Raw genomic sequence first — 24905 nt, forward strand, 5'->3', positions numbered from 1 at the left:
GTATGGCGACCTTATCCAATCCCCAAGTGATCGTGGTCGGTAGCGGAATGAACTCGCTAATGTGCGCTGCCTTATTGGCGGTGCGCGGAAAATCGGTCTTGGTTCTGGAACGTAATGACCGCCTTGGCGGCTGTATTCGTACCGAAGCGCTATTTGAAGGCTACACCCACGACCTGCTTTCTTGCTGGTATTCACTGTTTGTCGGTAGCCCCGGCTACCAAGAATTAGCGCCATTACTTCAACAGCAGGGTTTGGAGTTCGCTCAATGCGATTACTCCACTGGATTGGTGCAGCCTGATGGCAAATCAGTGGCATTAAAGCGGGATATTGCTGAGGCCGCCAAACAGTTGGATGCTCTCGCCCCCGGAGACGGTTCAGCGTTTCGCCAAATGGCAGAAAAACTGTTTAGCGAAGATGCCGCACTGACATTTGGTTTATTGGGGCAAAACCCCTACAGCGGCGGTATGTTCAAGCTGCTGTTCTCCGAGTGGCGCACACGCGGCGTTGATGGCTTGCTGGATTTTGCTAAATCCGGCGTGGAAAGCTTTCGTCGCTGGTCTGAGCGGGAATTACAGCATGATTTCAGCCGTGCGTTGATGGCACCGTGGGTGTTGCATACCGGGTTAGGGCCTGATGAAGCCAGCTCGGCGCTGATTGGTAAACTGACGTTTGCCGCGGTTGTGGCAGGCGGTATGCCCGTTGTCAAAGGCGGCAGCTACCGGATTGTCGAAGCGTTTACCAAAGTGATTGAGCAACATGGTGGTGAGTTACGTATCAACGCCCATGTCGAGAAAATTATCACACAGGGCGGCGGTAAAAATAGCCGTGCCACAGGGGTTCGTGTGAATGGGCAGTTTATCCCCGCGAGTGAAAGTGTGGTGTGCAACGTAACGCCAACCCAGCTATATGGTGGCTTGCTCGATGAGGTTTCGCCACAAGTGAAACAACGGGCGAAGGGCTACCGTTATGGTCGCGGTGGGATGCAAATCCATTTTGCGCTAAGCGCTCCGCCACCTTGGTGTAACCCTGAATTATTGAATGTGCCATTGGTTCATTTCACGGAAAGCATGGAACAAGTATGCCTATCCGTTACGCAAGCCAATAATGGCTATCTGCCTGATCGCCCAACGTTTGGGATCGGTCAACCCACCACATTAGATCCAAGCCGCGCCCCTGAAGGTGGGTGGATCTTGTGGATCCAAATGCAGGAATTACCTCGCCATCTGAAAGGGGATGCGGCAGGAGAAATTGCGATCCCTGAGGATGGCCGTTGGAATGACGCGGTACGTGAAGCGGTAGCGGATCGCATTCAACAGCGTTTGGAAATGGTGATGCCCGGTGTATCTGATTTGATAGTCGGGCGTAAAGCGATTTCCCCCACTGATCTTGAACGTTATAACTGCAATCTGGTGGGTGGGGATCCTTACTCAGGAACTTGTTCGCCAGATCAATTCTTTTGGTTGCGACCGTTTGCCGCTTCAGGGCAGACCAAAGCGCATCAAACGGCAGTTAAAAATCTGTTCCATATTGGGGCATCAACCCATCCGGGTCCCGGTCTTGGCGGGGGCTCTGGGTATTTAGTTGCTGAGAAATTAGCAGCGAAGAAAAAGCGGTAATAGAGAATGGGCTTGAGTCAATTCTAGGCAAGACAAACACAGCGATCATAAAAGTAAACATATAAAAAATATCATAAAACCACTACAGCGGCAGGTAAATGATGAATAAAGAAATGGTGAATAAGCTGCTCGTCGGCTCGTGCTTGGGTGCACTGTCATTTGGTGCTGTCGCAACAGAAGGGGGCGGTCTTGGGATCTACCCTGATGGGCTAGAAAACTTTATGTCTGGCGCACTGCCACCGCAAGGTGTCCATGTGCTGGTCTATGGTGGAAATGCCCACTATGACAGTGTTCGTGACAACAAAGGCGATAAAATTCCAATCCCCGGTTTTAGTGTGAATGTGAACGTACTCGCACCACGTTTTATCTGGGTGACTGACCAAAAAGTGTTTGGTGGCGATTTAGCGTTTCATACCATCCTTCCTTTGTTGGATGTGACGGCGAAGGCGGCGGGGAATAAAGAAACCAGTCGTGGGCTCGGGGATATTACTTTTGGTCCCGCACTCGGTTTCCATCCTTCCGCTGACTTACATTATGTCTTAGGGCTGGATGCTTACGCGCCGACCGGAAAATACAGTAAAACCGACCCATCAAGTTTAGGGAAAAATTACTGGGTATTACAGCCGGTGTGGGCAATCAGCTACATTCCACCTGTCGGGGTGAATGCGGATTTAAAAATGATGTATGATTTTAACTTCCGCAACAATGATACGGACACGCGTTCAGGGCAAGCATTCCACGCCGATTATGCATTAGGCTGGGGCTTTGGTAATGGCTGGGTCGCGGGTGTTGGGGGCTATGGATTTATGCAAACCACCAATGACAGTGGTCCAAACTCAGCGCAAGGTAAGGCTCAAGCCTTCGCGGTAGGGCCTTCAATCCGTTATGCAAACCCACAAGGTTGGCTATTTACGGCGAAGTGGGAAAAAGATTTCTCTGTGAAAAATCGCCCAGAAGGTTCGCAAATTTACCTCAAAGCGTCTATTCCGTTTTAGTCCCCTCTCCTCAATATTGGCAGCCGAAAGGCTGCTGATATGTTTGTTTTTCTAGAGAAAGTTAGGTGGTAGTAGGATTAAATCTAACTCATCAGCAAGTAGAGTTAGTTCATTATTCACATCGACTGAGTTCAATGCAGGCTCTGAATCAATATTAACATTAAGATTGCTGTGATTAACTCTGTCACCAAATAACATAATGGCGTGATCACCATGCTGTTTTGAAGCCCATTGTATCCCTTGCGCTTCAGGGTTATCTCCATGCACTTTCTCTGCCCACTTTTGTGTCGAAGAGTAATTGGCTGATGGTGAATTGAGAAGATGGTTTTGTGTTATCCCATGCTTTCTCATGAAACGCGGGTTTAAATCGATTAAGCGAATATCTTCTTTAGGTAGAATTTGGCTGCGCACAAGTAAACTTAATAACGAAAGTTCGACGGGAGTATTTTTACAAGGTGTTGGAAGGTCGTGTAACAGAGTTTCCATTAGGGCAACCGAGATGTTTATCCCGCCATAGAGTGTGGGTATATTATTACCAGACTGACTAAAAATAGGGCTAAAACGGCTGTATCCCTTCCCAGGATTAAACTGTACAGCATGAAATAATACGGAATGAATGCGTTCTATTTTCTTACCTTTTGGCCAAGTAATCAGTTTATTGGAAAGGTTATCCATTTCATCAGGCTCCTTGATTTTTTCATCCATGTATAGGGCCTTCTTTTGCTCTTTGCGCCGCTTCCAATACGCGCTCTGGGTTTGAGGTGAGTAAATCTTTTGGTTTTGCATTATTTAGCCAGCTATTAGGACTACCAAACCAAGCGGCTAGTGCCCAAGGTGTTTTGGTTTCACCAAATAACTCGATGATTTTCTTTATCAAAGGCAGTGGCTGTCCACCAATATCAAGCGCATAAGCGGGGTAAAGATCTTTGCCATCAATGGTCACCGCAAAGATTTTTTTAGTGCGTTTCCAGCGGTTTGCCAAACCACTCGGGTTTTTAACTTCGGCTCCAGACCCTCCTCGACGAGATACGACATTTGCAGGAAGCCATTTGCTATCGTTCAGCATATCCTTTTTTAATTGTTCTAAACGATCGGTATTAATAGGAAGTACAGTTTGATGCTTAATATCAGTGCTTTGTGTTGATGGTGCGGTTGTCTGATTAGACGGCAAATTGTTCAGTTTTGCTAAGATGCAAAACGCAGCTTCTAATGCGATTTGAAAGGCATCATCATCAATAGAGTTTGGTCGTTTCAATACATAGTATTGGCTTGGCTGAGGCTCCTGTGCTTCATAAAAATCAGGGACAGAGAGAGTGATATTGGCACCATGTTCTGTCTTTTTATATGAAACTTTATGGGCAGGAACTGCAATAACGCCGAAATTAGAGTCTTTGTTTGAGGCTATCATGAGGGACTCCTTGGTAAATTGAGATATCTAATATCTACAATATAGCCCATATATCTTTTTGTGGCTATTTATTGTTCAGAGCATGATGAGCAGGCACTTTTGAAGAATACAATCTCTCATGACTTCATTTTTCTTCGTTTATAATTTGACACATAAGCTATAGCTTATTATTCTCATGCATAAGCTATAACTTATGTGAGGTGTATTGTGTGGACAGTCATATTAACGGATTATTTTGACTGCTGGTTATCGGAACAAGATGAAGATATGCAGGAAAAGGTTTTTGCATCGCTTGGTAACTTAGAAGTGTATGGACCCAAACTATCAAGACCCTATGCGGATACTATAAAAGGATCTCAATATCCTAATATGAAAGAGTTACGGGTTCAGCATATGGGAAAACCAATACGTGCATTCTTTGCTTTTGATCCTAAAAGACAAGCGATTGTTTTATGTGCAGGAGACAAAAGTAATGACAAAAAATTTTATTCAAAGATGATTCGTATCGCTGATGATGAATTCAGTAAATACCTTGCTTCAATAGAGGATAAGCAATGAAAACGTTAAAACAAGCTATTGCTGAGCGTTCTCTCGAAAGTCAGGAAAGGATAAAAAACCTTACTGATGAATTAGTTCTAGAAACAGGCTTACAGCTTTTAAGAGAAGAGTTAAACATTTCACAAAAGACACTCGCAAACAATCTTGGCATCTCTCAACCCGCTATCACACAGATAGAGCAAAGAGGAAATGATATCAAGCTTTCAACATTGAAGCGCTATATTGAAGCGATGGGCGGAAAGTTGAGTTTAACAATTGAGTTCCCTACAGGTGACGGACGAGTATTTCACCTCTAAAAAATATCGCGCTGTGAGATATTGAGCAGCGCGATACATTTTATCAGTGGGGGCAAAAATTAAGGGGCTAAGCAGTTATGCCTTTTTCATACTTTGGCTTGGGCTCTCTCCGTAACGTTGCTTATATTCTGCGCTAAACCGTCCCATGTGGGCGAATCCCCAACGTAATGCTACGCCAGTCACGCTGGTGGCTTCTCCTGACATCAATTCGGCTCTAACTCGCTCCATACGCAAATCACGTAAATATTGCATTGGGCTAATATCTAAAAACTCTTTAAAACCAGCATATAAGCTGCGCAAACTGACGCCAGCAATATGGGCGAGTTGTTCAACAGTAATCGGTTCATGGGCATGTGCTTCGAGATACTCTTGCACGCGGCGCACATGACGCGGGCGAATGGTGGCACGACGCATACCGGAATCTTCTAAATAATTATGTTGGTGGGTGGAAAGTAGAGTGACAGAAACCAATTGTTCTACTTGGGTGGTTATCAGCTTATGTTGCAGTAAATCAGGCGTGCGTGTAGCGCATTCAACCAAATAATTCATCAACGTACGCCATGCAATACAAGACTGCCAAGCGAACCCCAATTCAAAAACTAACGGTTTTTCTAAGGTATGCCCAAGCTGTCCAACCAACGTACGCTCTAATAAAGAGCGAGAGATTCGCAGCATAAATTGGTCATTGTCACCATTCCATCGCATCACCGTGGACTCTTCTGGGCTAAGCAAAGAAGCCATCTGCGGTGTGGATTCTAAGGTTTTTCCGCCACTTTCGATAATTGCACTACCTGATAATGGCATTTGTACCAGAAAAAAATCTTCCAGTTGTCCGGGAGTGATAGCCACATCTGCCCCATAGCGTAGGCGGCTTAGGGAAATATCCCCCATTGGAATGTAGTGCATGCGAGCATCAAGACGCTGATGCGGGTTAAGTAACTGAAATTGATGGGGCTTCATCACGCGACCCACCATGGATTTGATCTCTTCAGGATCAGCAGAACTGAATAATAATCGCTCAGAAGAACAGAGTTGGTTCTCTATCTGAGGTGCAGGTGCGTAAGGCCATGAATTGCTCAACATAAGGAGGTGCCTCCAAAGTAAACACTGTGCCCTTGATAGGTTGCCTAGCGAGTGTCGCGATAAGCAAGAATCCTTGAGGGTCTCTATGGGATATTTCAATATCTCATTGTTATTTTTTTATTATCTTCGACTTATCACGCAGGTCGATTTTGTTAACATTTTATTAAACAATTTTTAACCGATTGTGCTTCGAACATAGCATAAAGGAATTTGCTTACCTAGCCATATTTGTGCAAAAACTATCCAAATACTGCAAAAAAATAGAGATAATTCACTGATTGTGATTTCTGTAACAAACTAAAAAATAAAGTTATTTTTATTAACCTACAGTTATAAATATATGATTATTCATGTTGTTTTGTATATTTAGCTACCTATTAGTTAAGCAAAAAGTTATCAATGGTGGTATTTCATTTTTTATTAGAGGAATACTCTAATGCCCTTCTATTTGTAAGGGTTAATTAGGATTATTAGTTGATTCATTAGGTAAATTAGCTACGACTTTCTTTGGCAGTGATTCTTATCAATTGCCCCTTTCTATGACATTTTTTCATTGTTTTACAATGATTTTGTCCGCTCTATGCACCTCTTATCCACTCTCTGCAAAAATCTAATATACATGATTAATCATGGATTGACCGTTTATTAACAAATGAGATACAAGAAAGAAACACAAAAAAGATAACAACGTGCTGACGTTGACTGGTGAGGTTAAAATGGCTGAGCGCTCGTTTGTTCAAGAAGTTCAAAAATTACGGCAGGGTGAAGGCGAAGTCTTCAGCGGTGAAGGGATCCTTGCCGTCACTAAAGCATTACTCGAATCAGGGGTTTCGTATGTGGCTGGCTATCAAGGCGCTCCCATCTCCCACCTGATGGATGTACTGGCAGATGCGCAGGATATCCTATCGGATTACGGTATTCGCTTCGAAAATAGCGCCAGTGAAGCCACTGCGGCCGCAACACTGGCCGCATCGGTTAACTACCCTTTGCGTGGCGCAGTGACATTCAAAGCAACCGTTGGTACTAACGTTGCTTCAGATGCATTAGCAAACTTAGCCTCTGGCGGTGTACTGGGTGGTGCGCTGATCATCGTCGGTGAAGATTACGGCGAAGGTTCCTCCATCATGCAGGAACGCAGCCACGCATTTGCTATGAAATCCCAAATGTGGCTCCTCGACCCACGCCCTAATTTACCTTGCATTGTTCAGGCAGTTAAAGATGGTTTTGATCTTTCCGAAGCCAGTAACACGCCTGTTATGTTGCAAATGCGCATTCGCTCTTGTCATGTGCACGGGCAGTTCACATGCTCTGATAACCAACACCCTAAATTTACAGTCAAAGATGCACTAGAAAACCCAACTCGTGACGTGAGCCGCATTGTGTTACCGCCAGCCAGTTTTTTACATGAAAAAGAGAAAATTGAGGCTCGCTGGCCTGCTGCCATCAAATTTATTCAGCAACGTGAACTTAACGAATTTTTTGCGGAAGATGCTGAAGATGTGGGGATCGCCTTACAAGGTGGCAACTACAATACGCTGATCCGCGCATTAAACCAGATTGGTCTAGCCGACGTTTTTGGTAATAGCAAAATTCCGCTGTATGTCATGAATGTGGCATACCCGTTGATTGATGATGAATTTGAACGTTTTTGCCGCAATAAAAAAGCCATTTTAGTTTTAGAAGAAGGGCAACCGAACTTTGTTGAGCAAAATGTGGCGAATATTTTACGTCAACGCAATATTGATGTGGCACTGCATGGTAAAGATATGCTGCCGATGGCGGGGGAATATAACACCGCAACAGTATTAGCAGGGCTGCGCTCATTCTTCGAACGCTATGGCAAAATCGAGCCACAAGTGAAAGCAGCAGCAAATCAAATTCGTATTCCAACCATTAATGTCGCGGCCGTCAAAGTCGATGATGACTTACCTGAATATGTGAATGCTGCACAACCTACTCTGAATGAAACGGTACATGCGCGCCCACCAGGGTTCTGTACGGGCTGCCCTGAGCGCCCCATTTTTACTGCAATGAAGCTAATTGAGCGTGAACTGGGCGAACACCATGTGAGTGCGGATATTGGCTGCCATTTATTCTCTATTCTGCCGCCATTTAACCTCGGTAACACAACGATGGGTTACGGGCTGGGTGGCGCGGGTGCGGCTGCGCTCAACGCGAAGGCGGGTAAACGGGCGATTTCAGTGATGGGAGATGGTGGTTTTTGGCACAACGGGTTAACCAGCGGTATTGCTAACAGTGTATTTAACCGTAGCGATAACTTAACCATTGTTGTTGATAACAGTTATACCTCCGCAACAGGTGGGCAAGATATTTTGTCGTCAACGGCGCTAAATTCTACCCGCAGCACAGGGCATGAGATTGAAAAAGCAGTTAAAGGCGTTGGGGTTAATTGGGTAAAAACCATCAAACGTACCTACGATTTAAAAGCCATGACGAATACGCTGCGTGAGGCACTGACGACGACAGAAAGTGGTCCGAAAGTGTTAATTGCGCAAAGCGAATGTATGTTGAACAAACAGCGCCGTGAGAAGAAAAAAGTCCGCGAAGATGTTTCAGCGGGCAAGCGAGTTGTCCGTGAACGTTTTGGTGTTGATTCAGACACTTGCACGGGCGACCACTCCTGTATTCGTTTATCGGGTTGTCCATCGTTATCAATCAAGCCTAACCCAGATCCTTTACGGACAGACCCAGTCGCAACCGTGATGGATAGTTGCGTAGGTTGTGGGCTGTGCGGTGAAGTCTCCCATGCCGCAGTGCTGTGTCCTTCATTCTTTAAAGCTCAGATTATTACCAATCCAAATGGTTGGGACAAATTGCGCCACCGTGTTCGCGGCTGGTTTATTGGCTTCTTGCAGCGCCGTGATGCACGCCGCCGTGAACAACTGAGTTTCTAGGGGGGCACATGGCTCAATCTTTAATGACTTCTCAACCGCTAATGGCTTTGCAGCCGATCAAAATCGCCATCCTCGCGATGGGCGGTGAAGGCGGTGGCGTTCTCGCTGATTGGATTGTCAATCTTGGCGAAGATAACGGTTATTTTGCGCAAACGACTTCTGTGCCAGGCGTGGCGCAGCGTACTGGGGCGACAATTTATTATGTTGAATTATTCCCCGGCGCTGATAACCCTCAGACCCCTTCACCTGTTTTAGCGTTAATGCCAATGCCCGGTGATGTAGATGTGGTGCTGGCTTCAGAGCTGATGGAAGCTGGGCGAGCCGTACAGCGTGGCTTTGTGACCACGGAGCGTACCACGCTGATTAGTTCGACCCATCGGGTTTATTCCATCGCAGAAAAATCGGCAATGGGGGATGGACGAGTGGATAGCCAAGCGTTGATCCGCCATGCGGGGCAAGCCGCCCGCCAGTTTGTGCATTTTGATATGGCGCAAGCCGCGCAAGAAAGTGGCAGCGTGATCAGCGCCGTGTTGTTCGGTGCGCTGTTTGGTTCGGGGGTTTTGCCCTTTAGCCGTGAACAATTTGAAGAAACCATCGTTCGTGGTGGCGTGGGTGTAAAGCCGAGCTTGCGGGCATTTGCATTGGGCGCTGAAAAAGCGGCTCAGCCTGAAGAGGCTTATCAAGCAGAATCTGCAAAGTCGGTAGAAAAAACACCAAAAAACAAACATGTAGCTGCTCTCCTTTCTCGGATTGAAAGCCAGTTTCCTGACCATGTTCACTACCTTGCGACCGAAGGTGTTCGTCGGCTGGTTGATTATCAAGACCCTGCGTATGCCGAAACGTATCTCAACCGATTACAAGGGCTGTTTGCGCAAAAAGGCGGTGATGACCCACGCTTGCAACGTGCATTAGTACGCCACTTAGCGCTATGGATGTCCTATGAAGACACTATTCGCGTTGCGGACTTAAAAATTCGCGATAGTCGTTTTGCCCGAGTACGCAATGAAGTCCAAGCGAAAGATAACCAATTGCTCGACATCAATGAATTTATGCACCCAAGAATCGAAGAGATTTGCGAAACGCTTCCCAAAAATTTAGGCAACTGGTTGATGAAACCACATTGGGTACACAAAGCAGTTCGCAAATTGACGCAAAGGGGACGAACAATCACTACCAGTTCCTTGTGGGGATTTTTACAGTTATACGTGCTAGCCGCATGGCGCAGAGGGCGTCGCTCAACGCTACGTTATCAGCTTGAAAATAACCGTATTGAAAAATGGCTAGCCACCGTTGTGCAAGCTGCAAAAAGTAACCCTGCTTTAGCAACCGAAATTGCGCAATGTCAGAGAGTGGTGAAAGGGTATAGCGACACCCATGCCCGTGGATTGCGCAATTTCCAAGTTTTGATGGAGATTGTTGAGCGTCATGGTAGCCAGCTAGCACCGATTAATTTACGTGAATTACGTGAAGCGGCGCTGGCGGATGAACATGGTAATGAGTTGAAAAAATGCCGTCAGCGTTTGGCGATGGAATAAGGATAGCACCATGAGTTTACTGACATTTTCTCGAAACCATCGAATTAATTTTTCAGAGTGTGATCCCGCAGGGATCGTGTTTTACCCGCAATATTTCGTGATGTTTAACAACCTCATTGAGCGTTGGTTTGATGAATTACTCCCTGAAGGATTTGCAGGGTACATCCTCGATCAACGCTTTGGTTTGCCAACTGTGCATTTAGAGGCTGATTTTAAAGCGATTAGCCGTATGGGGGATGACGTTCAGCTTGAGCTGCATGTCGAACGCATTGGCGGTAAATCACTGACTTTACGTCAACGCTGTATCAGCCTTGATGGCGAATTGCGCATGGAAGTGACGCAGACCTATGTCACTACATCACTGATTACGCATCAGGCTATTCCAATCCCTGAAGCACTGTATAGCGCCTTAACCCAGCAGCAACCTGTGTAATGGCACAACGTAATTAAAGGAGAAACTCCATGAATATCGTTTGTATCGGCGGCGGTCCCGCTGGGCTTTATTTCGGGTTACTGATGAAACTGCAAAACCCAAGTAACCGTGTAGTGGTGGTTGAACGTAACCGTCCTTATGACACCTTTGGTTGGGGCGTGGTTTTTTCGGATGCCACATTAAGTAATTTGCGCAAAGCAGATCCCGTTTCTGCGGAAACTATTAGCGCTGAATTTAGCCATTGGGATGATATCGACATTCATTTTAAAGGCAGCTGTAACCGCAGTGGCGGGCATGGCTTTATTGGTATTGGGCGTAAAAAATTACTCAATATTTTGCAAGATCGTTGTCTTGAAGTGGGTGTAGAACTGGTGTTCGAAACCCAAGTGACTGATGACCAAGAAATTGCTCGCCAATATAACGCGGATTTAGTCATTGCCTCCGATGGGATCAACAGTGCGGTGCGTACGCGTTATGAAAATATCTTTAAACCGGATATCGATCAGCGCCGCTGCCGTTTCGTTTGGTTAGGAACTAAAAAGATTTTCGACGCATTTACCTTTATTTTTGCCGAAAATGAACATGGTTGGTTCCAAGTTCACGCTTATCAATTCCAAGAAGGTTTATCCACATTTATTGTAGAAACCACAGAAGAGACCTGGTTAAAAGCAGGTATCGACCAAATGTCTCAGGAAGATGGGATTGCTTACTGTGAAAAACTATTCGCCCCATGGCTGGATGGTGAAAAACTGATTGCCAATGCAGCCCACTTACGTGGTGCAGCGATTTGGATCCGCTTCCCTCGCGTGATTTGTGATAACTGGGTGCACTGGACACAGCCAACAAGCAGCAAGGAAGTCCCTGTGGTGCTGATGGGGGATGCAGCTCATACCGCTCACTTCTCTATTGGTTCAGGCACAAAACTGGCTCTGGAAGATGCAATTGAGCTGTGCGAAAGCTTGAAATCGACCCAAGGGGGTTTGCGCAAGGGACTGGAGCACTACCAAAAAGTTCGCAGTGTCGAAGTGCTGAAAATTCAGAATGCGGCGCGTAACTCGACCGAGTGGTTTGAAAACGTGCAGCGCTATGAAAACCTCGATCCCGAGCAGTTTGCTTACTCTTTATTAACCCGTTCTCAACGTATCTCTCATGAAAACTTACGTGTGCGTGATGGTAACTGGTTAACCCATTATGAAAACTGGTTCGCCGAAAAATCGGGTTTACCAACGCAGGTGGCTAACCAAAAAGTTGCCCCGATGTTGACGCCATTTCGCTTGCGTAATGTGGAACTGAAAAACCGCGTGATAGCGTCTCCAACGCTACTGTATTGCGCAACTGATGGGTTAGTCAGTGATTTCCATCTAGTACATATCGGTAGCCGTGCATTGGGTGGAGCTAGCCTGATTATGACGGAAATGACGGCGATTTCTCCTGAGGCGCGAGTCACGACAGGCTGCCCGGGAATTTGGAATGATGAGCAAGTGGCGGCATGGAAAAATGTGACGCAATTTGTACATCAAAAAACGGATGCGAAAATTGGCATCCAACTGGGGCATGCAGGGCGTCGTGGCTCAACACAGCGCGGCTGGGAGCAAGAAAATCATCCAATGAAACACGATAATTGGTCATTAGTTTCTGCGTCACCATTGCCTTATTTACCTTCAATTTCACAGACACCCACTGAACTAACAGAAGCCCAAATGGCGACGATCATCGACCAGTTTGTGGCGGCAGCAAAACGCGCGGATCAAGCCGGTTTTGATTGGTTAGAGTTGCAAGCTGGGCATGGTTATCTGTTATCGAGCTTTATTTCTCCGTTAACTAACCAGCGTATCGATGCATTTGGTGGGTCGCTAGAAAATCGCCTGCGTTTCCCATTAGCGGTAGTGAGTGCAGTTAGAAAAGTATGGTCTGACGATAAGCCACTGTCTGTGCGCATTTCAGCAACAGATTGGGTTGAAGGCGGTACAACGGTGGATGAAGCAGTATTAATTGGGCGGGCGCTTCATCAAGCCGGAGCCGACATTATCGATTGTTCATCCGGTGAAGTCTCCCCACTACAGCAGCCTGTTTATGGGCGTATGTACCAAACCCCAATGGCGGATCGTATTCGCAATGAAGGATCGGTACCGGTCATTGCGGTTGGCGCTATTACCGATGCGGATCAAGTGAATAGCATTATTGCGTCAGGGCGTGCTGATCTTTGTGCACTCTCACGACCACTCCTTGCCGACCCTGCTTGGTTACTCCATGAATGCGCTCGCTTTGGGTGGAATTCAGTAACGTGGCCAGCGCCTTATGAATATGGTCGCCAACAATTAATCCAACAATCGAAAAGCCGTTAATGGCGCAAATGCGAGAGGAGGAAACATCATGACGACTCAGTCCCATGACCAATACAGAGAAAATGTCGCAGGACGCGCAGATGTGGAAGATACACCAGAATTGTTGGCGTATTACAAACAGTTAGATGAACTAAAAACGGGCGCATTGTGGACGGTAGCCAACAAAATTGAGCCGTGGCAGCCAAAATCTCAATCTGTGCCTGTGTTATGGCGCTACAAAGATTTACGGGAGCATGTTTTGCGTTCAGTGGATTTGGTGACCCCGGAAAAAGCGGGTCGCCGTGTGATCTACTTAAACAACCCTGGTCGTCAAGATGTGGCAGCCGCGGTGGGTTGGTTGTATTCCGGTTTACAGGTGATGCATCCGGGAGAAGCGGCTTCGGCTCACGCACATTCATCATCAGCATTGCGTTTCATTATGGAAGGGCGCGGAGCCTACACCATTGTGGAAGGGCAAAAAATGATTTTAGAAGCTAATGACTTTGTACTGACGCCTAACGGTACTTGGCATGAACATGGTGTGGAAGAAGGTGGGCTGCCGTGTATTTGGCAGGATGGTCTGGATATTCCATTAGTCAATGCGATGGAAGCGGGTTTCTACAAAGTTCACCCTGATTTGCATCAAGCGCAAACTCGCCCAATTGATTATCCCGTTGGTATGTGGGGAGCGACAGCATTGCGCCCGCATCATGTGGGATGGGATAAACCGTATTCGCCATTATTCAAATATCAGTGGGGGCCAACGTATGAGGCATTGCAACGCGCCGCAAAAGTGACGGATGGCTCGGTATTTGATGATGTTTTAATGAACTACACCAACCCATTAACTGGCGGGCCAGTGATGCCAACGATTGGGGCTAGTATGCAGTTATTACGCCCTGGGTTTGTTGGTAAAGCTCATCGTCACACGGGTAGCTTTATCTACCAAGTAGCGAAAGGAAAAGGGTATTCGATTATTAATGGGCAGCGCTTTGACTGGCAAGAGCGAGATATTTTTTGCGTGCCATCGTGGATGTTCCACGAACATGTGAATACATCCCAGAGTGAAGGTGCGTGTCTGTTCTGTTTTAACGACCTGCCAGTGATGCACTCCCTTGGTCTCTATTACGAAGAGGCGCTTGTGGACAATGACGGGCACCAAAAAGTTATTAGCTAAGTTTTTATTCTAACTATTTATTCCGATTACTTATTTTAATTATTTACGTGAAGATTTTAGTTAGGTCTGAGACCTGACTCAAGGAGAAAAATTATGCGTCTTATTACTTACCGTTCAGATGTTACCGCAGCAGCACGTTTAGGGGCGATTGTTAACGAGCAAGTCGTGGATTTGGCGAGACTAGCGGAAGAGAATGGCCAATATCTCCCTGATAATATGTTGGAATTTATTGATTTAGGCCCTCAAGGGATCCGTGCAGGTACTGAATTATTAAACGCACATAAAGGGCAGTTTCCTGCGGGAACTGCATGGCCAGTACAAAACGTAAAAATTTTAGCGCCAATTCCGCGCCCAAGAAAAAACATTTTTGGGATTGGTCTGAACTATGTTGAGCACGTTGCTGAGTCAAGCCGTACTTTGGATACCTCGAAAGAATTACCAAAAGAGCCAGTTATCTTTTCTAAACCACCAACAACGGTGATTGGACCGGGTGATGCGATTGAACATAACAGCCAAATTACTCAGCAATTAGATTGGGAAGTGGAGTTGGCAGTGATTATGGGGACGCGTGCTAAAGGGGTTTCTGAAGCAGACGCACTGAATTATGTGTTCGGTTATAGCTTAATGATCGATATGAGTGCGCGTGATTGCCGCCGTGCGGGTCAATGGATCTACTCAAAAGGGCAGGATACCTACGCACCATTCGGCCCTTGTATTGTGACTGCCGATGAAATTCCTGATCCTCACTCACTAAACTTAAGTTTGAAAGTTAACGGCGTAATCAAGCAAGACTCCAATACGCGCCACATGCTGTTCAATGTGAATGCGTTGATTGCTGATATCAGCAAAGGCATTACGTTGGAGCCGGGGGATATTATCGCGACGGGCACACCTGAAGGGGTTGGTGCGGGTCGTTCTCCACAAGAGTGGGTATGGCCGGGTGATGTAATTGAAGCTTATGTCGAAAAAATCGGTGAGTTACGTCATCCAGTGGTTGCGGTATAACCCAAGGGAGATAGCAGCATGTTGAATCTACCTCAATTTAAGGCGGCGGCAGTACAGGCCGCCCCTGTATTCCTCGATACCGATGCGACTGTTGATAAAGTGTGTCGGTTGATTGAAGAAGCGGCTGATAATGGTGCCAAATTAGTGGCATTTCCTGAAGTGTTTGTTTCTGGCTATCCATATTGGAGCTGGGTGATGAATCCGATTGATGGCAGCCCTTGGTTTGAAAAACTGTGCAAATCTGCCATTGAAGTTCCGGGGCCTGAAATTAAACGAATCGCCCAAGCCGCTGCTCGCCACCATATCAACGTAGTTGTGGGTGTGAATGAGCGTAATCCGAATGGCATCGCTACGCTGTACAACACCTTAGTGACGATTTCTGATGAAGGTAAAATTTTAGGGCGTCACCGTAAATTAGTCCCAACGTGGGCTGAAAAATTGACGTGGGCAAATGGGGATGCCTCCTCGCTGAAAGTTCACCAAACCAGTATTGGTCCATTAGGGGCATTGGCATGCGGCGAAAATACCAATACGCTGGCGCGTTTCTCGTTATTGGCTCAAGGTGAATTGGTCCATATTGCCAGTTATATTGCACTGCCAGTGGCACCAAAAGACTATGACATGGCGGATGCGATTCGTTTACGTGCTTCAGCCCACTGTTTTGAAGGCAAAGTATTTACCATCATTTCATGTTCAACAGTCTCTGAAGAAATCGTTGAGGCTATGGCTGCGTCGCATCCCGAATCCCGTGAGTTGCTAGCGCGTCCAAATAGCGCGTTTTCCGGCATTATCGGCCCCGATGGTCGAGTGATTGGGGAACCATTGATTGATAAAGAAGGCATTGTTTATGGTGAAATCGACTTGAATCGCTGTATTCAACCTCGCCAGATGCACGACATTACAGGGCATTATAATCGCTTTGATATCTTTGATTTACAGGTTAATCGTCGCCCATTAACGGCAGCTCGTTTCCATCATGGTGGACAAGATGTCGATGAACTTAATCAGTTTGCTGAATCGGATGACCCTTCAGTGGAGAAAGGACTATGAGCTTAGCGCGTACTTTTCGTATTGGGCAGATTGTGCCTTCATCAAATACCACGATGGAAACTGAAATTCCGGCCATATTACGTGCCCGAGAAGCGATGTTTGCAGAACGTTTTACATTTCATTCTAGCCGTATGCGTATGCAGAAAGTGACTAAGGATGAGCTTGCTAAAATGGACTCAGACAGTGACCGCTGCGCGATTGAACTGTCAGACGCCGACGTCGATGTATTAGGATATGCTTGCTTGGTTGCCATTATGAGCATGGGGAAGGGCTATCACCGTGTTTCGCAAAAGCGCCTTCATCAATGCACCATCGATAATGGGCATCCAGCACCGGTTGTCACCAGTGCAGGAGCGTTAGTCGAAGGGTTACATGCCATTGGCGCGAAAAAAGTGTCGATTTTGACGCCGTATATGAAGCCATTAACGCAAATGGTTATCGACTATATTGAACATGAAGGCATTGAAGTGGTGGATAGCATTTCATTGGAGATCCCCGATAACCTCGAAGTGGGGAGACAAAACCCATTAGCACCAGTGGAAATCACCAAAAAGCTAAATACCAATGTGGATGCGATTGTGGCATCGGCTTGTGTGCAAATGCCGTCATTACCGTCGATTCAACTTATCGAAGATAGAGTGGGCTTGCCAGTATTGTCTTCGTCTGTGGCAACAACTTACATGATGCTAAAAAAATTGGGGCTAGATACGCGAGTGGATGGTTTTGGCTCACTACTTAGCGGAAGATTTTAGTTAAATTATGTTAAGAGTTCGGTTTCCTTCTGCTACTCTGCTAGCTTCTAATGTTATAAAACCAGAAGCGAGAAAAGAGGAATTGATGCCTGAATCGAAAGTCTTCGTTGATAATTACCTGCCTGCTCTTTTGGGGCAGGCATGGATGATAGTTTCATCTGAATTTCATGCGGTTGTGGAAGCCAATGGGCTATCGGTTTTGGAGTGGCGAGTGCTTTCTACATTAGCCAATAATGGTTCGATGGGGATCACCGAGCTGTCGCAAAAAACAGTTAGCAAGCAACCGACAATCACGCGGGTATTACAACGATTGGAACAACAAGGGCATGTGGTCCGTCACAATAACCATACAGGAAGTGACCGCCGCGTGACACTCGTGAGTGTGACTTCTAGCGGCGTCGAGCTAGTCGAAGGTTTATTGATTGCAGCGGAAGAACACGAAAGGCAGGTTTTAGCGCCCCTCGGTGTTCGTAAAAGCAAAATGCTCAAGCAAGTTTTACAAGAGTTGATTGATAGACATAGCCCTGAAATCAAATAGATAAGTTGCATTGAAATACTCAGAATTATCTGTTTTTGATGAGTGATAAGGATTTATAGCAGAAGAACAGATTAAATCCTTATAAAACACGAACATATTGAACGAGAATGTAATGTATTGGAAGTTAAGTAATATCCTGTAACACAATGATTGATATCGTAGTTTTTGATTTATTTTATTTTTTTATTCAGTAATAAATTGATGCTTTACATTGATTTGATTTATCTATTTACTGCAAGGTAGATAACTAAGATAAACCATTATGGAGCACTCAATGTCAGTAGTGACACTTGTACTCGTTTTTTTACTTGCAGTCGTCGTGAGCGTATTTGTTTCTCGACTACTTAAAGACATCATTCCATTGCCAATTATCCAGATAGCGTTAGGGGCAGCCTTATCTTTCTACGGATTTACAGTGGAATTCGAACCGCATCTTTTTCTATTTTTATTTATACCTCCATTGCTATTTCTTGATGGATGGCGAATTCCCAAAGAGGCATTATTCCAAGAAATTAAGCCAATTATGTCATTGGCGATTGGCTTGGTGGTCGTCACCGTTATTGGGATGGGCTTCTTTATCCATTGGCTGATCCCAACGATTTCACTGGCGGTTGCCTTTGCACTGGCGGCTATCCTTTCTCCAACTGATCCTGTGTCGGTATCCGCAATGACAGTGAATTCGCCACTGCCATCGCGTATGGCGCACATTCTTGAAGGGGAATCTCTACTCAATGATGCGACGGGCTTAGTGTGCTTTAGCTTTGCGGTTGTGGCTGCGCTGACAGGGGAGTTCTCTCTGACATCTGCTGCGGGGCAATTTGTGCTGGTGGCATTTGGTGGGATAGTGATTGGTTTATTAGTCGCATGGGCAATCGGCTGGTTAAACCAATTCTTGGTCAAGCGTACGGGTGAAGAGCCTGCTATCCAAATTATGATCAGCCTGTTAATGCCTTTTACGGCGTATCTGCTGGCTGAGCATTTACATGTTTCTGGGATCCTTGCTGCCGTTGTTGCGGGTATTGCGATGCACTATGAAAAAATCGCAGGGCGTATGCAAGCGGCGACTCGAATGCAAAGTAAGGCAGTTTGGGACACGGTACAGACAGGTTTGAACGGCATGATCTTTATCCTACTGGGTGAGCAGCTCCCCGGCATGTGGACAAATCTTCCTCAGGTAGCCGAAGCCGCAGGCGCTAGCCATCCTTGGATGTTGTTTGTGTATGTTGCAGTTATCACCACGGCATTAGGTGCACTGCGTTTTGCTTGGGTATGGATATCAATGACCCTGACAGTTTTCCACAATCGTCGCCGTGGAAAGCAAGCGGATGAAGTGCGCATTCGCATGATGGCGGTGATGGCAACGGCAGGCGTTCGCGGGGCAATTACGTTAGCAGGTATTTTAACGTTGCCATTCTTAATGCCAGATGGGTCATTATTCCCTAACCGTGATGTAGCTATCTTCCTCTCGATGGGGGTTATCTTGTGTTCGCTGTTAATTGCCAGCATCGCATTGCCGATATTAACCAAAGGTTTGGTGCAAGATTTACCTTACGATAACGATGAAATTCGAGCTCGTCTGGCACTAAATGAAGCCGCAATGGCACATATTCGAGAGCTGATGAATCACCCTTCTGATGATATGGATGAAATTGCGATGCGTACCGAAGTGGGGGCTCAGCTGTTAGAAATCTATGGTCGTCGTTTAGATAATACGGATGAAACAGAGTCGGATGTGTTTGATTTACATCGGATGATCGAAATGGAACGTTCGATGTCGGATTCAGCTCTGAAGGCGAAACGTGAAGCGCTATACCAAATGCGTAAAGGGAAAAACATCAATGAGCGTGTGTATCATCGCTTACGTGATGAGCTTGATTTAAAAGAAGAAACATTAAATCATCATAAGAGTTCAAAACACTAGTTTTTGTGATTTTTGTATATCAAATCATGCTCTGGTATTTTTCGAGTGCTTTGACTGTCATCGGCAATCCTTGGCGTAACAAGGCGGCAAAGTACTCGTTAATATTTATTTCTGGCTTTGTTAAGCTGAGTCGTTGTCGGCGCACAGCGGATAAAGCCAGAGCATGGTTTAAATCAAATAAGTCTGAAATAAACTCATCTGGATGCAAGGCTTCTATTTCTAATTGATCCATAGATTCTTTTGGAAAATCTTTTAGATTGAGCGTCACAATGATTTTTGCATGGCATTTTATGGCTGCAGCAACAACATGCCGGTCATTAAGGTCGGGCAATTCAATACCTTCAATTAATGGTTCATATTGACTGACTCTAGCGTCTGGTAGCGCATTATTCATTAGTGAGGCCGTTCGGATTAACTGTTTTTGGGCTAAATCAGGACGGTTACTGAGTAGATTCCGCTGCCATTCGTCTTGAATAGTATCGGTCCATTTTGCTTGATACAGGCCTGTAATGGCTAGATGCATGAGTAAATCCCGTAAAAGGGATGGATATAAAACACATGCATCTAGTACAACAGGAAAAGGGGAATGGATCATCAGTAAAGACCAAGCTCCTGACTTTGGTCTACCAGCGCTTGCATTGCCTGTAAGCTCTCTTTCTCTCGTTGAGCTTTGAATTGCATTAAATCTGCAAAAAGAATACGGCGATGACGACCTGTTTTATGAAAAGGAAGTCTACCTTCTTCTAGCAGTTTCACCATATGTGGGCGAGAAACATTAAGAATATTAGCCGCTTCCTGCGTTGTTAGCTCTGCATGTACGGGAACAACTTGTACTGCATTACCTGCTGCTAGCTCACCCAAAATAGCCATTAACAATGTGAGTGCTGATGTTGGTAACTCAATTTGATGAATATTGTCATCAGCATCTTTAATGGATATTTGCTGGGTTTCTAACTTAGTGGAGAGATAAGTTGCAAGCTCTCTTTGTCCGCGTACTGCCGCCTCAATCTCCTTTGGAGCCGGGAGGCTCATACTATTAAGAATTGAGTGTGTCATTGCTATTCCTACTTATAAGGTTAATTGCTATCAATTGCTTAGAAAAAATGTTTAAAAACCGATCAGAGCATAATCGAAATAAACGAAAATCGCAATAAACGAAATGATGCTGGAGGTGAATAAATTATGAGCATCCTGACTTGACTGTAGATAGATAGCTGATAATGTAATCTCTAATTATATTCAGGAAAAAATTATGTCACAGCATGTAGCTCACCTCATTATTATGATGACCATCACTTAACTGGTGGGAGTTTGCTGCATCCTCAACCCGCCAGATAAGGCGGGTTTTTTGTCCTTGTCTGGTTAGCCTTCAACAAGGAGCCCTCTATGAATCTTTTCGTTAATACTCAAAAGCACACGCAAGAACTTGAAGCTCTAATTGCCAGCGCAGATAGAGCCATCACGGAAGAGAATTTCAGCTATTTAATGGATTTTTATTCTGAGAATGGCTCGTTAGTGGTGAAAGACGGTTTACATGTCCATGGAAAAGAGAACCTAAAGAAAGCGTTTTCTGCCATCGCTGAATTTTTTAATCACAGCCTGCAAGTATCTCAAGGTACGGTGAAAGTTATTTTTGGCGAAGATTGTGCCTTAGTCTTAGCTGAAACAATTCTGAGTGCGCAAATGCAGGACGGTACGCCGTTTAACACGGTGCGAGATGCCACCTACGTTTTTAAACTGATCGACGGTAAGTGGCTATGTGTGATTGATAATTCTTATGGAACTTCACTGCTGAAATCCTAAGGAAAGCTTTTGCTCATTCACCTGCTGGTGTCATGAAAAAACAGCAAAATTCAGTTTACGTAATAAATGGTTTTTTATTGTAATTATTAAGCTTTACTGTTGTCTTTGGAGTTAAGTCTAAGGTTTATACTCGGGACAAGAATAACAGTGGAGGATATTTATTATGTCAATTTTCAGCTGGTTATTTAACCTCGGCAGAAATCGTTATGACTCGAAACGCGATAGCCAATATCGAGGTTATTCAGGACATGGCAGCAATTCTAAACATGGCTCTCGAGGTAAACATGGCTCACGAGATAAACAGGGTTATGGCTCGAAGTATGGCGGGGATTATCAATGTAATGATGGTCAGGGCGAAGACAATTATTTTTCACAGGGACAAAACATCCAAAAGATAAGATGCCGACAATGCCAAAGAGCCGTAGACCCGAATGCAAATTTTTGCGGTGAATGTGGAGCATCAACTTAAGGAAATAGAAAAGGTATTTCTGATTCAGGAGGAAGCATGGCGGAATCATTTTTTTCTCATAAGAACCATTACCAGCTCTACGTTAAGAATTTCATTGCATCACCAGCCTCGATGGGAACGGTATTCCCATCCTCTCGCTGGCTATGTAATACCATGATTGACAATATTGATTGGGCTCAATGTCATCAAATTGCAGAGATTGGTGCAGGTAATGGCGTCATGACTCGCTATATTGTGAACAAAATTACAGCGCAAACACGTTTAGATCTCTATGAAATTAATCATGATTTTATCGATATTTTAAATCAGATTGATGACCCGAGAGTGGCTGTTAACCCACGCTCTGCAGAATATTTATTGGGTGATTATGATTTGATTATTTCAGGAATTCCGTTTCTTTCCCTGAATAAAAAAACCAGCATGCGAATATTAAAGCAGGTACGTCAGAGCCTAATAAAGCATCAGGGTAAATTGGTGTTATTTCAGTATACCCAAAGTTGTGAGCCGCTATTTTCACGTTATTTTTCATTCACGAAAGAACGTGTGTATCGCAATTTCCCACCCGCTTGGGTGTATACCTGTATACCCAAATAACCCATCTTAGGCCAGCGTGATAGAAACTGGCCTAAGACTTTTTACGTTATTTAGGGCGATACATTTCGAGCTTTTGTTGCTCTTCAATCCAGTAATAATCCGCAGGTCCACCCGCCCGCATCAGGGGTTTTTGACGGGCACTGTTATATAAGCCTTGCTCTAAAGTGGCTTCATCGATATGCACCATCACCACTTCCCCCATGACCATCCACGTATCCAGTAGGCTGCCATCTGCACGCTTTAATTGCTGATATTCAGTGACCACACACTCCATGGAAACAGGTGTTTGGGCGATGCGTGGAGGCGTAATTAATGTGGACGGTAAGGTGGAAAGCCCAGTAAGGTCAAACTCACTTTCTCCACGAGGTAACATTGCACTGCTTGAATTGACCTGCTGCCCAAGTTCAAGAGTCGCAAGGTTATAAACGAACTCACCCGTTTCGATAGCATTGGTGACGGAATCTTTTTTTCCAACACTTGAAAAGACCAAAATAGGGGGGGAGTAGTTAAAAATATTGAAGAAGCTATAAGGTGCAAGATTGGTGTTGCCTTGCTTATCGCATGTGGAGATCCAACCAATAGGGCGCGGACCAATTAATGAGGGGATCGGATCATGGGGAAGCCCATGACCTTGTTGTGGTTGGTAACTATAAAATTGAGTTTTCATTATTGGCTCCTTTTTCGTTATCCTAACGGATTAATTTATTCTAGTTAATATTAGAAAATGAAAAGTGCACGATATGCATAGTTTAAGCATGATATGGATAATGGTGAAGATTCTATGGTTAATATGACTTATTTTGATAAATTTAAATTATATTTGAAATTTTATGGATTGAATTCACAAAACACAAAATATGAGTTATTTAAGTGTATTTTTGTTTTTTATTAAAATATTAAGTTTTTATGTTTGATATTGTTTGTTTATAACCACGAATAAATTTAATTAAGTTATTATTTGAAATATTTATAATTGGATAATTTTATTTTATTTAATTTTAAATGATATTTTTTTAATGACTTATCACGCTTAAAATAATCTAATATTTAAATGTTAAGCTAATTATACCATATGATATTTGTTATGTAATATATTGATATTTAATCTTATATAAATAAAACCTCGACGTTAAAACGATCGATAAATTTAATTTGATAGGTATTAACTATTGAATGATATAATTTCGATCGATATAAACGTATTTACAGACTTATTTACTGTATCTATATTTTAATAAATTAAATTTCCTGCACTTTGGATATATCCATTTTTTATTGCACTATTTTCTCAATGAATTAGCTACCTTTGAGTAAATAAAATTAAAGCTATTTAAATTGGTTTTAATATGATGAAAAACAAATATAGATTGCGTGAAGAGGTTGGTTTATTTATTCGAGAAGCACGGCTTAATTGCTCATTAACAGGTGAGGAATTAGGGCGAATGCTTCATATTAGTCAACAACAAATATCTCGCTATGAACGTGGTATTACGAGCATAAATATAGAAACGCTTGATGCCATATTAAATGAATTAGGCAAGGATTGGTCTGAGTTTTTTTTCAAAGTTATTGCTAATTATTCAGATGAAATAGCAGAGATAAAATTACAAGATAATTTTTTATTTCAAGATAAAAAATCAAAAAATTCCTATTACGATAAATTAAAGTTCAAAGCTTTACATGATCTTTAATAACGAATAATCAAATTTAAATATTCTTCAGTAAGTATGTAGTTAATTGTTATTTAATGTTTTTTGTTCCATTGATTATTTAATGGTGTATTGCGTTTTTCTTATTTTTAAACGAAAGGAAAGTCATTATATGAAACTTAATCAATTAGCAATCATTACACTTCTGGCTACATCTGCAACTTCTTTTAGTGTAATGGCAGAGAACACAGGCACGGTGAATTTTATCGGCTCAGTGGTGACTTCACCCTGTAATATTGCACAACCATCGCTAAAACAAACTATTGATTTTGGGCAGCTTTCTCGCCGTGGTTTGGAGAATGGTCGAACAGCTGAAGTGAGTTTTAATATTGAATTAACAGGATGTGATTTTTCAGATTACACCAAAGATGGTACAGGGGTGCCAGCAGCGGTGAAAAGTATGGAGTTAATCTTTACCGGGCAAAACTACGCTGATGCGGGTAATACTTTGCTCTCAACCTCTCCGGGCAATGCAAACAACGTGGGTATTGGTATTGATGGCTTTGAATTTGGCAAAGCCAAGGATATTTTATCGAGCATTATCAATAAGAAGGGAGATAACACCTTAACCTTCAAAGCATTAGCTAAGGCTATTGATGCTACAAAGGATGTCGCTGAAGGTAAGTTTAGCGCCGTAACTAACTTCCGAATTACGTATCAGTAGGCATTGGAGCCTGCCGCCAGTGAACAGCTGGCGGTATCAAAACTGGGTTGAAGGAGAAAG

At 44.2% G+C, this 24905-nt stretch carries 25 protein-coding genes; 19 read left to right on the forward strand and 6 right to left on the reverse strand.

The window, feature by feature from the left end; translation table 11 throughout:
- Window positions 1-2 precede the first annotated feature (2 nt).
- Window positions 3-1616: a phytoene desaturase family protein gene (locus LDO73_RS02320; RefSeq protein ID WP_224060020.1), complete on the forward strand. Its 1614-nt coding sequence runs from the start codon at window positions 3-5 to the stop codon at window positions 1614-1616.
- A 98-nt stretch (window positions 1617-1714) separates the two neighbouring features.
- Complete coding sequence (locus LDO73_RS02325) at window positions 1715-2611, forward strand: SphA family protein (protein WP_036955277.1); 897 nt, start codon at window positions 1715-1717, stop codon at window positions 2609-2611.
- A 51-nt stretch (window positions 2612-2662) separates the two neighbouring features.
- Here LDO73_RS02325 and LDO73_RS02330 read toward each other — a convergent pair whose 3' ends face one another.
- Together LDO73_RS02330 and LDO73_RS02335 are read right to left on the reverse strand one after the other, a co-directional pair.
- Window positions 2663-3316 carry an RES family NAD+ phosphorylase gene (locus tag LDO73_RS02330; RefSeq protein WP_224060021.1) on the reverse strand — a complete coding sequence of 218 codons (654 nt, stop codon included), beginning with the start codon at window positions 3314-3316 and terminating at the stop codon, window positions 2663-2665.
- Complete coding sequence (locus LDO73_RS02335; RefSeq protein WP_224060022.1) at window positions 3309-4019, reverse strand: hypothetical protein; 711 nt, start codon at window positions 4017-4019, stop codon at window positions 3309-3311. Before LDO73_RS02335 ends, LDO73_RS02330 begins: the two co-directional genes overlap by 8 nt.
- Window positions 4020-4226: 207 nt before the next feature.
- Between LDO73_RS02335 and LDO73_RS02340 the strand changes: the two genes are divergently transcribed.
- Window positions 4227-4577 (forward strand): type II toxin-antitoxin system RelE/ParE family toxin, encoded by a 351-nt coding sequence (locus LDO73_RS02340; RefSeq protein ID WP_224060023.1) that lies wholly within the window; start codon window positions 4227-4229, stop codon window positions 4575-4577.
- Window positions 4574-4873: a helix-turn-helix domain-containing protein gene (locus LDO73_RS02345; protein WP_224060024.1), complete on the forward strand. Its 300-nt coding sequence runs from the start codon at window positions 4574-4576 to the stop codon at window positions 4871-4873. The genes LDO73_RS02340 and LDO73_RS02345 overlap by 4 nt, the downstream gene beginning before the upstream one ends.
- A gap of 75 nt (window positions 4874-4948) precedes the next feature.
- Here LDO73_RS02345 and LDO73_RS02350 read toward each other — a convergent pair whose 3' ends face one another.
- Window positions 4949-5956 (reverse strand): AraC family transcriptional regulator, encoded by a 1008-nt coding sequence (locus LDO73_RS02350; RefSeq protein ID WP_224060025.1) that lies wholly within the window; start codon window positions 5954-5956, stop codon window positions 4949-4951.
- 716 nt (window positions 5957-6672) lie between these two features.
- Between LDO73_RS02350 and LDO73_RS02355 the strand changes: the two genes are divergently transcribed.
- The 10 genes from LDO73_RS02355 to LDO73_RS02400 all read left to right on the forward strand — a co-directional run bounded on the left by LDO73_RS02355 (window position 6673) and on the right by LDO73_RS02400 (window position 19606).
- Entirely contained in the window at window positions 6673-8871 is a 2199-nt protein-coding gene (locus tag LDO73_RS02355; protein ID WP_336431857.1) for an indolepyruvate ferredoxin oxidoreductase subunit alpha, read from the forward strand.
- Window positions 8872-8879: 8 nt separating this feature from the next.
- Window positions 8880-10406 carry an indolepyruvate oxidoreductase subunit beta family protein gene (locus tag LDO73_RS02360; RefSeq protein WP_224060027.1) on the forward strand — a complete coding sequence of 509 codons (1527 nt, stop codon included), beginning with the start codon at window positions 8880-8882 and terminating at the stop codon, window positions 10404-10406.
- Window positions 10407-10416: 10 nt separating this feature from the next.
- A complete protein-coding gene (locus LDO73_RS02365) occupies window positions 10417-10839 on the forward strand; it encodes an acyl-CoA thioesterase (RefSeq protein ID WP_154602039.1) in 423 nt (140 codons plus the stop codon).
- 29 nt (window positions 10840-10868) lie between these two features.
- Complete coding sequence (locus LDO73_RS02370) at window positions 10869-13184, forward strand: bifunctional salicylyl-CoA 5-hydroxylase/oxidoreductase (protein ID WP_224060028.1); 2316 nt, start codon at window positions 10869-10871, stop codon at window positions 13182-13184.
- Window positions 13185-13212: 28 nt separating this feature from the next.
- Window positions 13213-14340 carry a cupin domain-containing protein gene (locus LDO73_RS02375; protein WP_224060029.1) on the forward strand — a complete coding sequence of 376 codons (1128 nt, stop codon included), beginning with the start codon at window positions 13213-13215 and terminating at the stop codon, window positions 14338-14340.
- Window positions 14341-14433: 93 nt separating this feature from the next.
- Window positions 14434-15345 (forward strand): fumarylacetoacetate hydrolase family protein, encoded by a 912-nt coding sequence (locus LDO73_RS02380; RefSeq protein ID WP_224060030.1) that lies wholly within the window; start codon window positions 14434-14436, stop codon window positions 15343-15345.
- Between the two features lie 18 nt (window positions 15346-15363).
- Window positions 15364-16395, forward strand: a complete 1032-nt coding sequence (locus LDO73_RS02385; protein WP_224060031.1) for a carbon-nitrogen hydrolase family protein — start codon at window positions 15364-15366, stop codon at window positions 16393-16395.
- The gene (locus LDO73_RS02390; protein WP_282560735.1) at window positions 16392-17147 is read left to right on the forward strand and encodes a maleate cis-trans isomerase family protein; all 756 of its coding nucleotides are present in this window, start codon (window positions 16392-16394) and stop codon (window positions 17145-17147) included. The genes LDO73_RS02385 and LDO73_RS02390 overlap by 4 nt, the downstream gene beginning before the upstream one ends.
- Before the next feature lie 85 nt (window positions 17148-17232).
- The gene (locus LDO73_RS02395) at window positions 17233-17685 is read left to right on the forward strand and encodes a MarR family winged helix-turn-helix transcriptional regulator (protein WP_224060032.1); all 453 of its coding nucleotides are present in this window, start codon (window positions 17233-17235) and stop codon (window positions 17683-17685) included.
- Between the two features lie 274 nt (window positions 17686-17959).
- Window positions 17960-19606 carry a Na+/H+ antiporter gene (locus LDO73_RS02400; protein WP_224060033.1) on the forward strand — a complete coding sequence of 549 codons (1647 nt, stop codon included), beginning with the start codon at window positions 17960-17962 and terminating at the stop codon, window positions 19604-19606.
- A 19-nt stretch (window positions 19607-19625) separates the two neighbouring features.
- Here LDO73_RS02400 and LDO73_RS02405 read toward each other — a convergent pair whose 3' ends face one another.
- Window positions 19626-20201 (reverse strand): PIN domain-containing protein, encoded by a 576-nt coding sequence (locus tag LDO73_RS02405; RefSeq protein WP_154602046.1) that lies wholly within the window; start codon window positions 20199-20201, stop codon window positions 19626-19628.
- Complete coding sequence (locus LDO73_RS02410) at window positions 20201-20662, reverse strand: helix-turn-helix domain-containing protein (RefSeq protein WP_154602047.1); 462 nt, start codon at window positions 20660-20662, stop codon at window positions 20201-20203. The genes LDO73_RS02405 and LDO73_RS02410 overlap by 1 nt, the downstream gene beginning before the upstream one ends.
- Window positions 20663-20992: 330 nt before the next feature.
- Between LDO73_RS02410 and LDO73_RS02415 the strand changes: the two genes are divergently transcribed.
- The 3 genes from LDO73_RS02415 to LDO73_RS02425 all read left to right on the forward strand — a co-directional run bounded on the left by LDO73_RS02415 (window position 20993) and on the right by LDO73_RS02425 (window position 22472).
- Window positions 20993-21409 (forward strand): YybH family protein, encoded by a 417-nt coding sequence (locus LDO73_RS02415; protein ID WP_224060034.1) that lies wholly within the window; start codon window positions 20993-20995, stop codon window positions 21407-21409.
- A gap of 163 nt (window positions 21410-21572) precedes the next feature.
- Window positions 21573-21878 carry a zinc ribbon domain-containing protein gene (locus LDO73_RS02420; protein WP_224060035.1) on the forward strand — a complete coding sequence of 102 codons (306 nt, stop codon included), beginning with the start codon at window positions 21573-21575 and terminating at the stop codon, window positions 21876-21878.
- Between the two features lie 36 nt (window positions 21879-21914).
- Window positions 21915-22472: a class I SAM-dependent methyltransferase gene (locus LDO73_RS02425; RefSeq protein ID WP_224060036.1), complete on the forward strand. Its 558-nt coding sequence runs from the start codon at window positions 21915-21917 to the stop codon at window positions 22470-22472.
- A 46-nt stretch (window positions 22473-22518) separates the two neighbouring features.
- On the opposite strand, the gene LDO73_RS02430 is transcribed toward LDO73_RS02425, so the two are convergent.
- A complete protein-coding gene (locus tag LDO73_RS02430; RefSeq protein WP_224060037.1) occupies window positions 22519-23139 on the reverse strand; it encodes a flavin reductase family protein in 621 nt (206 codons plus the stop codon).
- A gap of 679 nt (window positions 23140-23818) precedes the next feature.
- Between LDO73_RS02430 and LDO73_RS02435 the strand changes: the two genes are divergently transcribed.
- The gene (locus LDO73_RS02435) at window positions 23819-24163 is read left to right on the forward strand and encodes a helix-turn-helix domain-containing protein (protein WP_224060038.1); all 345 of its coding nucleotides are present in this window, start codon (window positions 23819-23821) and stop codon (window positions 24161-24163) included.
- A gap of 130 nt (window positions 24164-24293) precedes the next feature.
- Window positions 24294-24845 carry a fimbrial protein gene (locus tag LDO73_RS02440; protein WP_224060039.1) on the forward strand — a complete coding sequence of 184 codons (552 nt, stop codon included), beginning with the start codon at window positions 24294-24296 and terminating at the stop codon, window positions 24843-24845.
- Window positions 24846-24905: the final 60 nt, after the last annotated feature.

The organism is Providencia alcalifaciens (assembly GCF_915403165.1).
Lineage (GTDB): Bacteria > Pseudomonadota > Gammaproteobacteria > Enterobacterales > Enterobacteriaceae > Providencia > Providencia alcalifaciens_C.

Excerpts from the sequence above, each read along its gene's own strand:
- LDO73_RS02440 (WP_224060039.1), top strand. The coding sequence starts at position 24,294 with ATGAAACTTAATCAATTAGCAATCATTACACTTCTGGCTACATCTGCA.
- LDO73_RS02385 (WP_224060031.1), top strand. The coding sequence starts at position 15,364 with ATGTTGAATCTACCTCAATTTAAGGCGGCGGCAGTACAGGCCGCCCCT.
- LDO73_RS02365 (WP_154602039.1), top strand. The coding sequence starts at position 10,417 with ATGAGTTTACTGACATTTTCTCGAAACCATCGAATTAATTTTTCAGAG.
- LDO73_RS02320 (WP_224060020.1), top strand. The coding sequence starts at position 3 with ATGGCGACCTTATCCAATCCCCAAGTGATCGTGGTCGGTAGCGGAATG.
- LDO73_RS02395 (WP_224060032.1), top strand. The coding sequence starts at position 17,233 with ATGCCTGAATCGAAAGTCTTCGTTGATAATTACCTGCCTGCTCTTTTG.
- LDO73_RS02425 (WP_224060036.1), top strand. The coding sequence starts at position 21,915 with ATGGCGGAATCATTTTTTTCTCATAAGAACCATTACCAGCTCTACGTT.
- LDO73_RS02370 (WP_224060028.1), top strand. The coding sequence starts at position 10,869 with ATGAATATCGTTTGTATCGGCGGCGGTCCCGCTGGGCTTTATTTCGGG.
- LDO73_RS02350 (WP_224060025.1), bottom strand. The coding sequence starts at position 5,956 with ATGTTGAGCAATTCATGGCCTTACGCACCTGCACCTCAGATAGAGAAC.
- LDO73_RS02345 (WP_224060024.1), top strand. The coding sequence starts at position 4,574 with ATGAAAACGTTAAAACAAGCTATTGCTGAGCGTTCTCTCGAAAGTCAG.
- LDO73_RS02355 (WP_336431857.1), top strand. The coding sequence starts at position 6,673 with ATGGCTGAGCGCTCGTTTGTTCAAGAAGTTCAAAAATTACGGCAGGGT.
- LDO73_RS02360 (WP_224060027.1), top strand. The coding sequence starts at position 8,880 with ATGGCTCAATCTTTAATGACTTCTCAACCGCTAATGGCTTTGCAGCCG.
- LDO73_RS02325 (WP_036955277.1), top strand. The coding sequence starts at position 1,715 with ATGATGAATAAAGAAATGGTGAATAAGCTGCTCGTCGGCTCGTGCTTG.
- LDO73_RS02390 (WP_282560735.1), top strand. The coding sequence starts at position 16,392 with ATGAGCTTAGCGCGTACTTTTCGTATTGGGCAGATTGTGCCTTCATCA.
- LDO73_RS02420 (WP_224060035.1), top strand. The coding sequence starts at position 21,573 with ATGTCAATTTTCAGCTGGTTATTTAACCTCGGCAGAAATCGTTATGAC.
- LDO73_RS02335 (WP_224060022.1), bottom strand. The coding sequence starts at position 4,019 with ATGATAGCCTCAAACAAAGACTCTAATTTCGGCGTTATTGCAGTTCCT.
- LDO73_RS02330 (WP_224060021.1), bottom strand. The coding sequence starts at position 3,316 with ATGGATGAAAAAATCAAGGAGCCTGATGAAATGGATAACCTTTCCAAT.
- LDO73_RS02430 (WP_224060037.1), bottom strand. The coding sequence starts at position 23,139 with ATGAAAACTCAATTTTATAGTTACCAACCACAACAAGGTCATGGGCTT.
- LDO73_RS02400 (WP_224060033.1), top strand. The coding sequence starts at position 17,960 with ATGTCAGTAGTGACACTTGTACTCGTTTTTTTACTTGCAGTCGTCGTG.
- LDO73_RS02375 (WP_224060029.1), top strand. The coding sequence starts at position 13,213 with ATGACGACTCAGTCCCATGACCAATACAGAGAAAATGTCGCAGGACGC.
- LDO73_RS02380 (WP_224060030.1), top strand. The coding sequence starts at position 14,434 with ATGCGTCTTATTACTTACCGTTCAGATGTTACCGCAGCAGCACGTTTA.
- LDO73_RS02410 (WP_154602047.1), bottom strand. The coding sequence starts at position 20,662 with ATGACACACTCAATTCTTAATAGTATGAGCCTCCCGGCTCCAAAGGAG.
- LDO73_RS02415 (WP_224060034.1), top strand. The coding sequence starts at position 20,993 with ATGAATCTTTTCGTTAATACTCAAAAGCACACGCAAGAACTTGAAGCT.
- LDO73_RS02435 (WP_224060038.1), top strand. The coding sequence starts at position 23,819 with ATGATGAAAAACAAATATAGATTGCGTGAAGAGGTTGGTTTATTTATT.
- LDO73_RS02405 (WP_154602046.1), bottom strand. The coding sequence starts at position 20,201 with ATGATCCATTCCCCTTTTCCTGTTGTACTAGATGCATGTGTTTTATAT.